The following is a 16270-nucleotide window of genomic DNA, read 5'->3' on the forward strand; positions in this document are numbered from 1 at the left end:
GCGAAAGTTTTTTTTACTCATGAAGAAAATTCTGAAAATGAAAAAAATATAATTGAATTTATATAAGGTCTGCGATAAAATGGGAACAGAATTGCTGATTTCAAGGCATGACTGGTTTACAGTTAAAAACGAACGGAGGAAAGAATGATGAGCAAGACAGATACAATGATCGAAAAAGTAAAAGCGCTTGTAAATTCGCCGTCCTGCTGTGCGGAGGCAAAAGAAGCAGGAAATAACTGGCTGGAGGCAGTCAATACCGAGAAGCGGGACGAGGCTGCAGAGAAACTGATCGCTGAGATCGAGGCAGATATCATCCCGATCGACGGGCTGATCAAATTCGCAGGATCTGAGGACGGACTGAAGGTCTTCGGTGCAGAGAAGGCAGCCGGGATTGAGGATCACGCGAAAAAGATCAAGTCAGAAGGCGCAAAGTACTGTGACTGCCCGGCATGCACAGCAGTTGCAGCGATCTTAGCGGATAAGGAAGATTTATACGCTCCGACCTACAGCCTGACATGGACAGTCACTGATGATATGACTGCAAAGCGTATCGGCAGCGCCGGTTCGAAGATCCTTTCCACCCCGAATATGGTAGCTCTGATGGAGGATGCGGCTCTGGAACTCGCAAAGTCTTACCTTGAAGAAGGACAGACAACCGTCGGCGCGGAGATCCGCTGCCGCCACCTTGCACCGACACCGGTCGGTATGAAAGTGACAGCAACTGCAAAACTCCGCAGCATCGAGAGAAGAAAACTCTGGTTTGACATCGAAGTGAACGATGAAAAGGGCAAATGTGGAGAAGGTTCCCACCTTCGCGTGATCGTAAATTCGAAAGCGATGAGTGAGAAAGCGGAGAAAAAGGCAGAATAAAGCGGCGGGATGTGAAGAAAACAGCCCGGATCAGCATAAATGCTGACAGACACAGCAGGCTGCTGCATGAAACATCATACAGCCCGAATGACAGCAAAAGGAGGAGAGACACATGGAAAAACACACGATTGATCCAATGGTCAGTGCGGAGCATCTCGCAGGAGCGGTGCGCTTTGCGACGGTATCCAACGCAGACAATTCACTGACAGATTATACAAAATTTGACGCATTTCATGAGTATTTACAGGAGACATATCCGCTGGTACATAAACACCTGACACTGGAACATACGGATCAGGCAGGACTTCTTTTCCACTGGAAAGGAACCGGGAAATCAGGAGCGGCTCCACTTCTCCTTATGGCACATCAGGACGTTGTCCCGGAAGGTGACCCTGAAAAGTGGACATATCCGCCGTATTCCGGAACTATTGCAGATGGAAAGATCTGGGGACGCGGTTCCAGCGACTGTAAGAGCAATCTGATCGGGCAGCTGGAGGCTGTTGAGGCACTTCTGGAAAAAGGCTATGAGCCGGATTATGATCTGTATCTTTCTTACGGATATATGGAAGAGGTCGCAGGCGGAAAGATCCCTGCGGAGACCCTCAGAGGGACCGGAATCCGCTTCGGTGCTGTTCTCGATGAAGGCGGCGGAGTCCGCCCGGGAAGCGACTACGGGATCGATGACAAGGCACTCTGCACGATCGGGCTCTGCGAAAAAGGTTACGTCGATTTTGAACTTTCCTACACAGCAAAGGGCGGTCATTCCAGCCGTCCGGGTGAGAATTTCGCAACGACCATGATCGCGAAGGCACTGATCGCGATCCAGGAACATCCGATGCCGTACCGTGTAACTGATACGATCCGACGCCGGTTCGAAGTTCTTGCCTCGTACATGGCGAAGGAGAATCCGGAACTTGCGGAGCTGTTAAAGAACCCGGATGAGAATCTGGAAAAGCTGGTTCCGTATCTGAAAAAGGATCCGGCGCTGGATGCCATGTTCCACACGACGGTTGTTCCGACGATGCTTTCCGGATCTGCCCAGGCGAATATTCTTCCTGCAAAGGTGACTGCTGTTGTGAACAGCCGTGTCCTTGAAGGAGATACGGTTGAGAGCGTAAAGAAACATCTGGAAGAGATCGTGCCGGATGAGGTGGAGGTTCGTGTACTGAAGGGCAGCGATGCGTCACCGACATCTCTGTATGACGGCGCAATGAAGGATCTGCTTGTCGAGATCGGCGGTAAGATCTATGGGGATGTGATCCCGTGTCCGGAGATGATGCTCGGAGGAACGGATGCGCGCTTCGTCTATGATATGAGTGACCGCGTTTATCGTTTTTCCACAATCTATGCGAGAGAAGACCACCATGTCCATGCAGCCAATGAGTTTACGGGAGTAGAAGAGTTGGCGGACAGCATCGATTTTTACATGGAACTTCTGACAAGATACGGGGAGACTGCGAAATAAAGGCGAAGATTGCAAAAAACGCTTCTGAGGGAGATTCTCATGTTGGAATCTTCTCAGAAGCGTTTTTTCACTTGTTTAGGCATCCTGACACTTCCGGACCTGTTCCTGATACTGCTCACCCCACGTCCACATGGCATCCATGATCGGTTTCAGGCTGCAGCCGAGGTCGGTCAGGGTATATTCCACGCGCGGCGGGACCTCCGCGTACACTTTACTTCCTGGTAAGCAAAAAGATGATACCAACTGAATTTCAACACAGATAATTTCTCATAGACTTCAGCGCATTCTTCTCAAGTCTCGACACCTGCGCCTGGCTGATCCCGATCTCGCAGGCAACTTCGGTCTGGGTTTTCCCCTCAAAAAAGCGCATATCGATAATGTGGCGTTCTCTGGTCGGAAGATGTTTCATCGCCTCGCTCAGCGAGAGCTGTTCGACCCAGTTTTCCTCCCTGTTTTTTTTATCACTGATCTGGTCCATGACGCAGAGCGGGTCGCCGCCGTCGGTGTAGACAGGTTCATAGAGGCTCACAGGGCTCTGGATCGCGTCCATTGCGTAAGTGATCTCTTCTTTGCTGATCCCGACCTCATCGGCGATCTCCATGATCGTCGGTTCCCGTAAATTTTTCTTTGTGAGAAGTTCTCTTGCTGACAACGCTTTGTAGGCGGTATCCCGGAGCGAGCGGCTGACCCGGATGGAATTGTTGTCCCTGAGGTATCGTCTTACCTCGCCGAGTATCATTGGAACCGCATACGTGGAAAATTTTACATTCTGCGACAGATCGAAATTGTCGATTGCTTTGATCAGACCGATGCACCCGATCTGGAACAGGTCATCCACGTTCTCACTGCTGCTCGAAAATCGCTGGATCACACTCAGGACAAGTCTCAGATTTCCCTTAATATATGTTTCTCTTGCGTCCGTATCTCCATTCTGGATCCGTCTGAAAAGGTCGGTTTTTTCCTCATTCGTCAGAAGCGGGAGTTTAGAAGTATTTACCCCGCAGATTTCAACCTTATATCCTGCCATGATAAGAACCTCCGCAATTTGTTTTCATAGAAAAATGATTCACGAAAACAGGCCAGTTTATACATGAAAAAAACGGGAGTTATTTCCTGAGAATCATTCCTGATTTCGACATCTTATGCGGAAATTTGACATCTTGTGCAGAAAGAATTGCGGGTGGAACAGCAAAGCCGTATAATAAAACCAACTATGAACCGTGGAATGGTCTGAAATTTTGCAAGTATAATCCGAAAAAAACCTGTCATAAAGGGGGAAATGAATATGAGAAAGAGAAAATGGTATGAACGTATGTCCGCAGCAGTCCTGATTGCGGTCCTTCTGGTCAATCATGGCGATATGGGAATTATGGCGACAGCAGAGACGATCCCTGCGCTGGAAGAAAATCTGGAAGAAGAGAATAAAAAAATCGAGGCCGAGACAGCCAGCGCGTCCAATGCGGACGAGAAGCGGGATACAACTGTGGATTCAAACGAGACGACCGAGTCCGACCTTGAGAAGGAGACCGCGACAGCATCAAATGGGAAAGAGACCCCGGAGACGAAGAGGAAAATGGCTAAGCGTGCGATGAATGCGGAGCCGGTTACGGAAGGAACGTATACGATCAGCCAGACAACAGAAGGGAAGTTTAAGGTTGTCGGTGGAAGTCTGACAGAAGACGTGGGGGATATAAATAGTCTGACAGAAGTGTTCGACAAGATTTTGAGTTCCGGTACAGATACGAACATAAATATTAATTTTGATAATGTCAATATTAGTAGCGGAGCGCCGAAACTTACGAAAGGCTGTGAGTTGACTTTGAAAGGCAAATATACGAGTGCAGCTGAAGCATTTATTATTGGCTCAAATGACACATTTATTATACACAATGAGGCTGATATAACAACAAGTTCGTACGTTATTCTTAGGTCGTCGAATGCTAAGAATTCTACAGTTATTTTTGAACAAAATGACGGTACTGTTGAGTCTGAAGATGGCTTTTTTATGTATGAAAATGATGTGATTTCTCTAAAAGAAGGCACAATTAATGGAAATGTCTTTGGAAACAGAAAGGGTCGTGTTGAAATAAAAGGCGGTACATGGAATGGACAACTGGCACATATAAAAGATATAGATATATATGGGGGAAAACTCAACAATATAAAAGATGATATGAGTACGATTGCTGCAATTAAAGAATGTGAAGAGGTCTCTATCAGCGGAGGAAGTGTTTTCGCAGAAAATACAAAAGGAAAAGCTTTTGCAATTTATATGATAAAAAATACGCAGCTGACTTTAGCTGGAAATATTGATGTATCCGCATCAGGAACAACAAGTGGTTCTATTTATTACGGAGGGGCTTCGACATATCCAGTTATCAATGCGGAAAATGTACAAAGCATTGGAGAAAATTTTTTAGTAGTTCCAAGTGATGCAACTATGGTAGTGAATCCTGTGTCTAACTGGATTAAGGGATCGAAAACCAATATTGAATATTTGTGTAATAAAATAAAATTAAAGGTTGTTAATGCGTATGATAATGGTAATGGTAGTGCAGATAAGTATACAAATTATATTCTGAAAGCAGTAGGTAATTATATTCGCTTTGTTGATGAAAATGCACCTGCAAGTCCGCTTAAATCTGGGGCGATTAAACGCGCGGATATTACATTGTCTCCGGATGGAACAAGCTATAATGTCTATTATAAGGTAATAACAGACGAAGGAGAGTATGAAGGAACAGTTACATATTCTGCTCAAAATCAGAAGGTATCCGATATTTTAAACGATATTGTTTCAGTAAATACAGGTACTACAGGTCCAGAGATTACAATAGGAAGTATAGAAACACCAATTGATGAAGACATAACGATTGATACTGGAAGTGCGGATGAAAATAAGACAACGACTTTAAAGGGTGCAATTACTGGAAAAGTTAATGTAACAGGAAGCGGAACCTTGCAGTCAGAGATTAACTGCAGTGGATTTTATGGACGAACTAACAGTGAGATCCATATTACGGATGGACAGATCACTGGGAAGGAAGATGCAAAAGATGCTGTAATTGTAGTGGATGCTGCTAACCTTACAGTAGAGGGTGAAAACACAAAAATTTGGGATAAATCAGCGTCTGGAGGTGATCGTTATGCAATCCAGGCAATAGGTGGTGTATCAGTAACAATTAAGGGCGGTGAAATCAAATCAGATAATAATACGGCTGTGTATATATATAGAAGTAGCGGGCTAAAGAAAGACCATGCAACGTTCACGATGGAAGGTGGAACGATTACAGGCGGAGTGAATGGTTTAAGACACGCTCACCTTAATGAAATCAACTTGTCAGGCGGAACAATCAAAGGTGGCGAAAATCAGCCAGATATTTATATGGCGGGAGAAGTAAATAGTGTCAGCGGGACTGCAAAATTTACGGTTGAAGGAAACTTCCCGTTCACATCTGTGCAGATCGAAAGTGCATATTCGAAAAATGAAATCGATTTTACAAAGGCAGCGGTAACAGGAGATAAAAAGATTCTGATCAGCTCTCCGCTGGATGCCAATACCAAAGAGTCGTATGTGAAGCTTTTTAAGGCATCGACCTCAAATTATCAGAATCTCATCAAACATATTGAGCTGACTGGCGGATCTAATCCAATCTGCGTAGTTTATAATGCAAATCCGGTCTCTGCAGATCCAACAACCACTGAGATTTATGCATTCAGCGCACCGAATCTTTATACAGTTCATGTGAAGTATTATACTGGAAAAGATGAAAATAATCCATTTTACGAGGAATATCTTCTGAATCTCAATGATGGCAATCGGAGCTACTTAGGCAATATCAGTTTACCGGATGGCGAAGATTATAAGGTATGGAGATATAAAGAAAATTCAAACAGGAATGGCACTGCGGCAGATGTTACAAAAAAGGTTAATGAACTTGTTAATGGAGAACTGTATCCAATGAGCATGGTCTCTGAAATTGAACTTTACGCAGGTTATAGTGTTTCTATCGATGCGTCAGTATCCGAAGAAGATATTACTAAGGAATCAGCTATCATAAAAGGAAATACAGCCGGAACAACTGTATATTACACAAATAAATCTGGCTACCAGATATATACAGGTGAAGAACTCAGAAACGCAGCCAAAAGTAGAGAAAAACAGAGTGATTTCACGCCGGTTAAAGTAGAGAAAGATGGTACATTTTCAATTCCACTCACAGGCCTCGATCCGCTGAAGAAATATACCTATTATTTAGTCGCAGAAAATTCCAATATGGATGTTTCTGATAGCTGTGCAGTAACATTCACCACAAAAGCCCGTGTTCTGACGGCAGCTGATTTTCAGATTGTAGGTGATAAAAAATTTACATATGACGGCACTGTACATAGTGTGGAAGTAATACCGAAATCGGAGAATACAGGATTATTTGGAATTGATGGTGGTGTTGCTCAATACAAAAAGAAAAAAGGCGAGGTGTACACTGATGAGTTCGTTCAGCCGCATTGGGCGGGAACATATGGGGTATATGTGTCCACCAATTCAGAATATCCAGGTATTAAGCGTGCTGAACAATTATGGATTGATGATATTACAATCGAAAAAGCAGATTTTAATCCGAAGTGGTTTATCACAAAGTCAAGTATTAAGTATGGTGAGGACGATAATGAAACATTAAGTCCGATTATAAAAACTGAGTACAGTACCGCAGGCAGTAATACAATCATTACCGGTTACGGAAAAATAGAATTTGAGTTTTATAAAGACAAAAATTTGACAGAAGTTGTTTCACGAAATATCTTTGGCCATTATGATGTGCCGGAAGCAGCCGAGAATGGTCAGAGTATCTATTATATTGGAATCACCTGCACGGAAGGCGAAAATATTAAGGCACAGACAGATCCAGTACTTCTGTCTGAGATAAATGTCTCTCGCGCACAGTATACCAGTGTGGATGTTACCTGTGATAATATTCGATATGGTGAGACTCCGAGTCCGAACGCATCACTGAAAAACATTGATAGTACAAATGAATACATAGCAGATGGTAACCCGGTCAAATTTGTTTACAGCCAGGATCCTAATGGTACATTTGAAGAGTGGAAAAATACGAACAAACCTGGAAAATGGTATGTAAAGGCAATCGTAAACCAGAGCCAAAACTACAATGAGGCAACAAGTGATTCGGTTGAATTTGAGGTATCCAAAGCAAAGCTTGTTCCTTCTGTAAGTGCGGTTAAATCAAAGATCTATGACGGCAATACAGATGCAGAGGGAACGCTCACGCTCAGCTCCACTGACGGAAACCCGATCCTCTCAGAGGATGCGGCGGCATTAGAGGCAAAGGGAACCTTCACATGGATATCCAAGGACGCTGGAACAAACACTGTGAATGTTACAGACATTGCGTTGGATTCCAAATTTGAGGATCGCTATGAACTTACAACGAGTGAGCTTTCCAATGTCTCCTGCAGCGGTGCAAAGATCGAAAATGCCAAAATTCAGAACGTTTCTGTACGGCAGCTGATGGAATTGATCTACATTGGAAAGGAACAGCAGCCGGAAGTCGCGGCAACGGGAAGTACGATCGGTGGCACGGCTATCACCTTCCGCTACGGCCTCACCGCAGAACAGGCCGCGGACGAAACGCAGGCATTAAAAAATGCTCCTGCCTTCACCGACGCCGGCATCTATACGGTATATTACACTGCGTCTGCAGCAAATCATGATTCCGTATCCGGCAGCTTTGAAATCAAGATCAAAAATGCCTCGATCACAGGCGTCGACGCAGCCGGATATACAGGAATCTACGACGGGCACTCTCACGGAATTAAAATCACCCTTACCGGAAAAGCTGAAAACGGTAAGATCCTTTATGGTGAGTCCGAAGATAACTGCACGCTCACAGAAAGCCCTGTATACAAGAACACAGGCAGCTATACCGTCTACTACACGGTGACAAAGAAAAACTTTGACACTATAAGCGGCTCCGCAACCGTTGCGATCACCCCGGCACAGCTCACTGTGACGGCAGAGTCCAAAAACGTGACCTATAAGGACGAACCGCCGGTATACAGCAGCACGTTCGAAGGTTTCGTAAACGGAGAAAACACAGAAGTCCTCGGCGGAACACTCTCCTACGAGTGCGATTATGCGGCCGGCAGCGATGTGGCTGAGTACGAGATCATTCCGTCGGGACTTACCGCTGAAAACGGAAATTATAAGATCACATATCTGCCGGGCAGATTGACTGTAGTTCAGGCGAAACCGAACTTCGAGCTTCGGAATCTGGCTGAGTTAAACCGCGCCTATGACGCGAAGAACACCGCGCCGGAGGTATGGACGGACAGCGATGGAAACATGACCGTGACGATCAAAAAGGGCAGTGAGATCTTAACGGAAGCGCCGATGAATGCCGGAATCTACACGGTGGAAGTTCATACGGAAGCCGGAAAGAACTACGAGGCTGGAAGCCAGACATTCTCCTTTGAGATCAAAAAAGCTCCGCTCAGCGTAAAAGCAGTGGATCAGAATGTCACAGTCGGAGATGCGATTCCGGAGTACACAGTCCTCTATGAAGGATTTGCAGGAACAGATACCGCGGATGTGCTGAACGGCAGCCTGCAGTTTACCTGTGAATATGCGCCAGACAGCGCGGCGGGTGATTACGCGATACAGCCGTCCGGTCTGACATCTGGAAATTACGAGATCTTTTTTGAGAACGGAACACTTCACGCAGTCCGCAGAGCAAGCAGCGGATCCGACAATTCCGACAATTCCGGCGGTTCCGGCAGCACAAAGAACCCGGCGGCAACGAACTTCGGAAAGAATGTTTCTAACAGCAGCTCTTCCGAAAACGATGCACAGGGAACCTGGAAACGCGATGAAAAGGGCTGGTGGTTCGAATTCAGGGACGGCACCTATCCGGCAGGAGAAAAGACCAGTGATCAGAACGGTGAAAAGCTGGGCTGGATCCAGAAAGACGGAAAATGGTGGGCCTTCGGTTCTGACGGCTATCTGAAGAGCGGATGGGCGCAGGATAACGCCAGCGGAAAGTGGTATCTGATCGACGAGAATACCGGAATGAAGAAAGGCTGGCATTACGATGAGTCAGACCAGCATTGGTACTATCTCGATCCGGCGAGCGGAACTATGCTCACAGGATGGCAGTTCATCAATGGAAAATGGTACTATTTGTCAAAGACATCCGGAGCTGTGCCGCTTGGCTCCATGTACAGAGAAATCATGACACCGGATGGATATTATGTCGACAAAGACGGTGCATGGGATGGACTTGAAACAAAAGAAAAATAAGACATGAACAAAAAAGATCCGCAGGATCCTGAAAATGGGAACCTGCGGATCTTCATGTTTATACGGATAATACGTAAAACGGAACGCGGAAGCCTTAACCAAAGATCCGGAAAACTCCGATAAAGGAAAGCACAACGCTCATCACAATAAAGCTGACAGCCGCAAGCAGCAGCTGGTTGTAAAGCTTGTCCTTATCAACAGACTCCGGCGCGCAGCCGACACAGATGCCGCCGACCGTGGACAGCGGACTGATGACGACGCCGTTGGTTCCGACGATGACACCGCAGGTATTGACGACGCTGATCGGGACGGACATGCCGCAGATCAGGATGATTAAAGACGCAACTGCAATCATGATGTTAGAACCTCCTTTTTCTGCAATCGAAATTGCCCGGAAACATTTTATTATTTCTATCATGACTCCGCAGACGGAATTAAGATCACCGATGCGTAGAACATCCCGTTCTTCCATTCAAACCGTGCATCTCCACGGTGCCGTTCAGCGATGAGACGGATAGACTGGGTGCCTATGCCGGGGCCACTGTGCTTTGTGGAGAGAAAACGCTTTCCTTCAAGAACTGGCGGCTTCCGGCAAGGATTGTCCACTGTGATGGCTATGAGGGAGGTGCCGGTCTGGCGGATGTGGACCTTAATAGCGCCGCTTTCATCGTTTTCCCGACATGCGTCCACCGCGTTTTCCAGTAAATTTCCCAAAAGGACGCAGAATTCCGGCTCCGGGACCGGTATTTTCTTTTCCATCTGTGCCTGGATCTCCAGAGCAGTTCCGGCTTTTTCTGCAATCTGCGCGTAGTAGCCAAGGATCGTGTTGACGGCCTGATTTTCACAGTAAGCAGGCAGCCATTCCGGCATCATATGTTTCCGGAAGGACGCGAGATAGTCTGAGATCGCGTTAAGATCTTTGTTCGCTGCGTATCCTGAGAGAACCGTGAGATGCTGACGGAGGTCATGGCGGGCGATCCGTGTCTCGTCGATGGAGCGCTGGAGATTGCGGTACTGGGCGCTCTGGAGCTGCAAAAGCTCATTTTCCCTCAAAAGTCTCGTGTTCTGGTTCATCTCCGATGCCATCAGGTAGAACATAAAATAGAAGAGCAGGAGGAATGTCAGGAGCGCCAGAATTAAAATCGGGTAAAACTTCATGACCCGGTTCGTGTAGAGCGTCTCATAGTAGCGCGGACGAATCAGGCGGTTCAGCAGAAAGAATGCCGCCGGGAATACCCAGAATATATACCAGGTCTTCGCCATTTCGATATCGTCCACCAGCCATTTTGCGGCATGGGTTGCCGGATACCATACGATGGCCACGATGAGAACGGAGAGCAACAGGTGGATCCCCGAACCCGGAAGCGTGAACAGACCGGAGGTGTTCGTCCGGTCAATGAGGGCATCCGCGAAGAGCGTCAGGTTTGTGATGCAGGAGAAGACCGCGCAGACGGAGAGCAGGATACTGAACGGCTTCCAGAGGGCAAGATCACAGACCCGATGGAAGAATACTGCAAACAGGATAAAGGACGGCAGGATCCAGAAGTCCATGGAAATCCCGAAGTCTGTGCAGACGAGGCCTCCGGCGAAAGCCCAGAGGAGCGAGAGCGGGATACCAGTGAGAAAAAGGTTCAGCGGTTTTCTGCGAAGCCGGTCCTGGACCGGAAGAAAGCAGAGAACCGCGCAGGGCACCATGGAAAAAAACTCCAGAAAATACCGCATGACAAGGGACCAGAATGAGTTGTTCATACTCAACATTCTCCTCTCGTTTCTATATGATCCATTATAACAAAGTTTTCCTGTTCTGAAAGTACAACTCATGCAGGATTTTGACATCTTGTGCAGGATGAGAAGTTTTAGGATATACTGAAAAAAGGTATTCTTTTTCACATCGCGGGAATTTTTGTTAAGAAGGAGAATAGACATGATCATGGTGAGCGGCAGAAATCTGGTGAGTGGAATATCATCGGATTCTGCCGCAGATTTTTTTCAACATGAAATTTTTATTTCTTAGTGAAACGCCTCTTTCGCATACTGCTCCAGCTCATCCCTGAAATCCGGGTGCGCGATCGCGATCATGGCTTCGGCGCGCTCTCTTAAGGTCTTTCCGGAGAGGTCTGCAATGCCGTACTCGGTCGCAACGCTCTGGATCATGGTACGCGGAGCGGATACGGTGGAGCCGCCCGGGATGAACGGAACGATGTTGGATTTTAAGGTGCCGTCCTTTGCCTTTCTCGCGGAGTTGATGCAGATGTAGCCTTTTCCTCCGACGGAACGATAAGCGCCCTCAAGGAAGTCCATCTGACCGCCGATGCCGGAGAGCTGGCGGGTTCCCGCGGACTCGGCATTCTCCTGTCCCATCAGGTCAAGCTGTACACCGCCGTTGATGCTGATGACGTTCTTCATGGTTCCGATGCGCTGCGGATCATGGACATAGTCAAGATCAGCCGGGTGGAAAAGCTTCGGATTTTCCACGATCCAGTCATAGAACTCCTGGGAGCCCATCGCGAGGTTCCAGGTGGAGAGACCGGTGTCAAATTCTTTCTTTGCATTTGTGAGCTTTCCGGCTTTCCAGAGATTTAAGTAGGCATCGCTGATCGTACCGGTGTGGCAGCCGAGATCCTTGAGATCGGATTCCGCCAACATGTTCGCGACAGTGAACGGAACGCCGCCGACGCCGAGAGAGAGAACCGCGCCGTCCGGAATCTCGTTTACGACGAGCTTTGCGATCTGGATATCTGTCTCAGACGGAGCCTTGTAGGTTCTTACCGGAAGCGGCTCATGAGCGCCCTCTACGATATAATCCGCCTCAGAGAGATGGACACGGTGGGAACCGTCCACACCCTGAAGCTTTGGATAATGCTCATTGATCTCAAAGATCACAGTTCTTGCACTCTCAAACATGGTTCTCCATGCGAAGTTTGAGATGCCGAGACCACAGTAGCCGTTTTCATCCGGAGCAGATACCGGGACGAAGGCAACATCTGTCCGGATATAGCGCTGGCGGTAGAGCGTCGGGAGAAGGCGGAGTACTACAGGCATGAATTTTACGAGACCGCGGGTCTGAAGCTTGCGCTCATAGTCGCCGATATGCCAGCTGTAGTAGGAGAAGCTCTCCTGCTCCGGATCAGCCTCAACGACCTCGATGCGCGGGCGGATCACAAGACCGCCGCGGACTTTCACATCTTTTAAATGACCTTTTCTTGCGGCGAGCGCCTTGTCAAGAAGCTCCGGATATCCGCCGCCGAATCCATAGTCGACCCAGTCACCGTCTTTTACAGCAGCCGCAACGGCAGCTTCTGCAGTCACAAATTTACTTTTAAAATTTTCCATATGTAATCCCTCACTATATATAATATTTTCGGTAAAACATGAACGATACCATATATGTTCATTATAGGAGTTTTTTCGGTATGAAACAAGTAGATTATTGAGAGTTATGATATTGAATGGATATGGATCATATCAGAAAAAAATATATTTTATTCTGAATGCATGATCCGATCCTTCACATTTCGGATCGGAAACAACTTTATTTTTCGTCCAAGATGTAATATAATAAATTTATATTGCAGGCGGCAGAAATTACCGTTTCTGCCAAAAGAAAATAATGCATGAGGGGAGTCAAAACATGAAGGATTACATGAAGATCTACCAGGAATGGCTTGCCAATCCGTACTTTGACGAAAAGACGAAAGAAGAGCTTCGCGCAATTGCGAACGATGAAAACGAGATCAAAGAACGTTTCTATATGGACCTGGAGTTTGGTACCGCAGGACTTCGCGGAATCATCGGAGCAGGGATCAATCGTATGAATATCTATACGGTGCGCCGTGCGACCCAGGGACTTGCCAACTATATTATCAAACAGGGCGGAGCAGACAAGGGCGTTGCGATCGCGTTTGACTCCCGTCATATGTCTCCGGAATTTGCCATGGAGGCGGCAATGACTCTGGCAGCTAACGGCATCAAGGCGTATAAATTTGAATCCCTGCGTCCAACACCGGAGCTGTCCTTCGCAGTCCGTGAGTTAGGCTGCATCGCCGGCATCAACATCACCGCGAGCCATAACCCGCCGGAATATAATGGATACAAAGTATACTGGGAGGACGGCGCGCAGTTTACACCGCCGCACGACAAAGGTGTGACAGCCGAAGTTCTTGCGATCGAGGATCTCTCCACCGTGAAAACGACGACCGAGGAAGAGGCGTTAAAGAGCGGAAAATTCCAGGTGATCGGAAAAGAGATCGATGACAGATATATCGCCCAGGTAAAAGCCCAGGTAGTCAACCAGGAAGCGATCAACCGCATGCAGAAGGACATCACGATCGTCTACACACCGCTTCACGGAACCGGAAATATCCCGGCCCGCCGCGTGATGAAGGAGATCGGCTTCGAGAATGTCTATGTGGTTCCGGAGCAGGAACTTCCGAACGGAGATTTCCCGACTGTCAGCTATCCGAACCCGGAAGCTGCCGAGGCATTTGAACTCGGATTAAAGCTTGCAAAAGAGAAGAACGCGGACCTTGTTCTTGCAACGGACCCGGATGCAGACCGTCTCGGTGTTTATGTAAAAGATACAAAGTCTGGTGAATATATCCCGCTTACCGGAAATATGTCCGGCTCCCTGTTATGTGACTATGTGTTAAGCCAGAAACAGGCAGCAGGAAAGATCCCATCTGACGGCGAGGTCGTAAAGTCCATCGTTACCACAAATCTGGTTGACGCCGTTGCGAAACACTATGGCTGCAAGCTTGTCGAGGTTCTGACCGGCTTCAAGTATATCGGTCAGCAGATCTTAAAAGAAGAGACAACCGGTAAGGGCACCTATATGTTCGGAATGGAGGAGAGCTACGGTTGCCTGATCGGCACATATGCCCGTGATAAGGACGCGATCTCCGCAACAGCTGCCCTCTGTGAGGCTGCTGCTTACTATAAGGAAAAAGGAATGACCTTATGGGATGCGATGGTCGCCATGTACGAGAAGTACGGTTACTATAAGGATACCGTAAAATCCATCGGCTTAAAGGGCATTGATGGACTCGCAAAGATCCAGGAAATTATGGAGAACTTCCGCAAGAACCCGCCGAAGGCACTTGGCGGTTACGAGGTAACTTCTGTCCGTGACTACAAGAAGAACACGATCACAGATGTCGCAACAGGCGAAGTAAAGGAGACAGGTCTTCCGGAGTCCAATGTTCTCTACTACGATATGAACGACGGCGCATGGCTCTGCATCCGTCCGTCCGGAACTGAGCCGAAGATCAAATTCTACTATGGCGTTAAGGGAACCTCCCTTGATGATGCTGAGGCGAAGTCCAAAGCCGTCGGTGATGAGCTGATGGGCATGGTGGATAAGATGATGTAAGATCCCATAGTGTGGGGATAAGCGCAGGGAAGATGCTGCGAAACAATTAAGATCGAGTGCCTGAGGATCTGGCTGTGAAAAGCAGTGAGACTTGGGCAGAAAGGAAAAGCTCCCGGATGGGAACCGCATGTTATAGATATGATGTGGTTCTTTTCGGGAGCTTTTTTATCGCAAACGACTGCACCCGGTACGCGAAGGTGCCAGGCTTTGTTTCCTTTACAGGCGGGAGAGTTCAGCAAGGTACATCTGGGCTGCCGGGGAGAGGCGTACACGATTGCGGAAGATGCAGGAAGCAACAAGCTCACGATCGTGCCTGCTCTCGGGCCACAACCACTCCGGAACCGGGAGCGCGGTGATCTCAGGGGGATTTTCACGGTCATGAAGCGGAGCAATGCCGATCCCGATCGAATCCGTCTGCTCGACGATGCTGTAAAAAGAAGCACGGCTGTTCACATAGGTAATCCCGGAGAGCTGATCCTGACGGATAAGAGACTGGATTCCGTTCAGAATGCTGCTTTCTGCAGAAATCTGGGATGCCGCTTCGGCGGAATGCAGAACAAAACTGTATTGATCGAAAAGCTCCGGAGTCAGTGCATTTGGATCCTTCAGAACCGGATGGGCATTCCGGCAGAAAAGCTGAAGGGGAGAGTGAAACAGGATCTGTTCTTCCAGACTGTGAAGAGCCAGAAGCTCCTGTACCTTTTCGGTTTGGGATTCCGGATACACGATGAAACCGATATCTGCATGTCCGGCATCGAGTTCCCGGATGACTTCGTGTCCTGCCAGCTCGCGGTAAAAAAGGCGGAATGTCCGATCGTGCTGATCAGAAAAGGCATGGATCGTCTTACTCAGGGCATCATTCTCGGGAAAACAGCAGTCTGCAGCAATCCGAAGACGGCAGGAGTCCAGGTGCTCCCGGAATGTCTGGCGGAACTGCTCTGCATGTTCAAGGAGATCCCGGCTCATATCGAGAAACAGACGTCCGGATTCCGTCGGGATGATCCCTGTTTTTCCGCGGGTAAAGATCGTGATCCCGTATTCTTTTTCTGTCTCACGGAGAACTTTACTCAGGTACGGCTGGGTCACAGACAGCCGCTTTGCGGCCGCCGACAGAGAGCCGGAGTCGGAGATCTCGAGGAGATATTGCATGTTTTGAAGGTTCATTTGGAGATAGCTCCTTTGTTGTAAAAAAATCATAAAAATAGTATAATTAAGTCTATACGAAAACAATGAATCTGTCAAACAGGAGAGA

The 16270-nt window shown here is 47.6% G+C and carries 9 protein-coding genes and 1 pseudogene; 4 read left to right on the forward strand and 6 right to left on the reverse strand.

Annotated elements, in window-relative coordinates:
* Nucleotides 1-144: 144 nt before the first annotated feature.
* Entirely contained in the window at nt 145-870 is a 726-nt protein-coding gene (locus FN001_RS18795; protein WP_486463529.1) for a thioesterase family protein, read from the forward strand.
* A 112-nt stretch (nt 871-982) separates the two neighbouring features.
* A complete protein-coding gene (locus FN001_RS15530; RefSeq protein ID WP_142412442.1) occupies nt 983-2335 on the forward strand; it encodes a M20/M25/M40 family metallo-hydrolase in 1353 nt (450 codons plus the stop codon).
* Nucleotides 2336-2410: 75 nt separating this feature from the next.
* Here FN001_RS15530 and FN001_RS15535 read toward each other — a convergent pair.
* A pseudogene (locus FN001_RS15535) lies at nt 2411-2551 on the reverse strand (winged helix-turn-helix transcriptional regulator); the annotation flags it as partial.
* A gap of 34 nt (nt 2552-2585) precedes the next feature.
* Nucleotides 2586-3362, reverse strand: a complete 777-nt coding sequence (sigG, locus tag FN001_RS15540; protein WP_118298917.1) for an RNA polymerase sporulation sigma factor SigG — start codon at nt 3360-3362, stop codon at nt 2586-2588.
* Between the two features lie 258 nt (nt 3363-3620).
* Between sigG and FN001_RS15545 the strand changes: the two genes are divergently transcribed.
* Nucleotides 3621-9650 carry an MBG domain-containing protein gene (locus FN001_RS15545; RefSeq protein ID WP_142412444.1) on the forward strand — a complete coding sequence of 2010 codons (6030 nt, stop codon included), beginning with the start codon at nt 3621-3623 and terminating at the stop codon, nt 9648-9650.
* A gap of 94 nt (nt 9651-9744) precedes the next feature.
* Here the strand turns inward: FN001_RS15545 and FN001_RS15550 are convergent, their stop codons facing one another.
* From FN001_RS15550 to FN001_RS15560, 3 genes are all read right to left on the reverse strand, one after another.
* Nucleotides 9745-10005, reverse strand: coding sequence for a hypothetical protein (locus FN001_RS15550; RefSeq protein WP_142412445.1), 261 nt, complete (start codon nt 10003-10005; stop codon nt 9745-9747).
* Nucleotides 10006-10064: 59 nt separating this feature from the next.
* Entirely contained in the window at nt 10065-11399 is a 1335-nt protein-coding gene (locus FN001_RS15555) for a sensor histidine kinase (protein WP_185911965.1), read from the reverse strand.
* 261 nt (nt 11400-11660) lie between these two features.
* Entirely contained in the window at nt 11661-12983 is a 1323-nt protein-coding gene (locus tag FN001_RS15560; protein WP_142412447.1) for an acetyl-CoA hydrolase/transferase family protein, read from the reverse strand.
* A gap of 298 nt (nt 12984-13281) precedes the next feature.
* Here FN001_RS15560 and FN001_RS15565 point away from each other — a divergent pair, with 298 nt between their 5' ends.
* Nucleotides 13282-15018: a phospho-sugar mutase gene (locus tag FN001_RS15565; RefSeq protein ID WP_142412448.1), complete on the forward strand. Its 1737-nt coding sequence runs from the start codon at nt 13282-13284 to the stop codon at nt 15016-15018.
* 216 nt (nt 15019-15234) lie between these two features.
* On the opposite strand, the gene FN001_RS15570 is transcribed toward FN001_RS15565, so the two are convergent.
* Complete coding sequence (locus tag FN001_RS15570; protein WP_185911966.1) at nt 15235-16182, reverse strand: LysR family transcriptional regulator; 948 nt, start codon at nt 16180-16182, stop codon at nt 15235-15237.
* Nucleotides 16183-16270 lie beyond the last annotated feature (88 nt).

Origin of the sequence: Clostridium sp. Marseille-P7770 (assembly GCF_902143525.1) — a bacterium.
In the GTDB taxonomy this organism is placed as follows: Bacteria; Bacillota; Clostridia; order Lachnospirales; family Lachnospiraceae; genus Pilosibacter.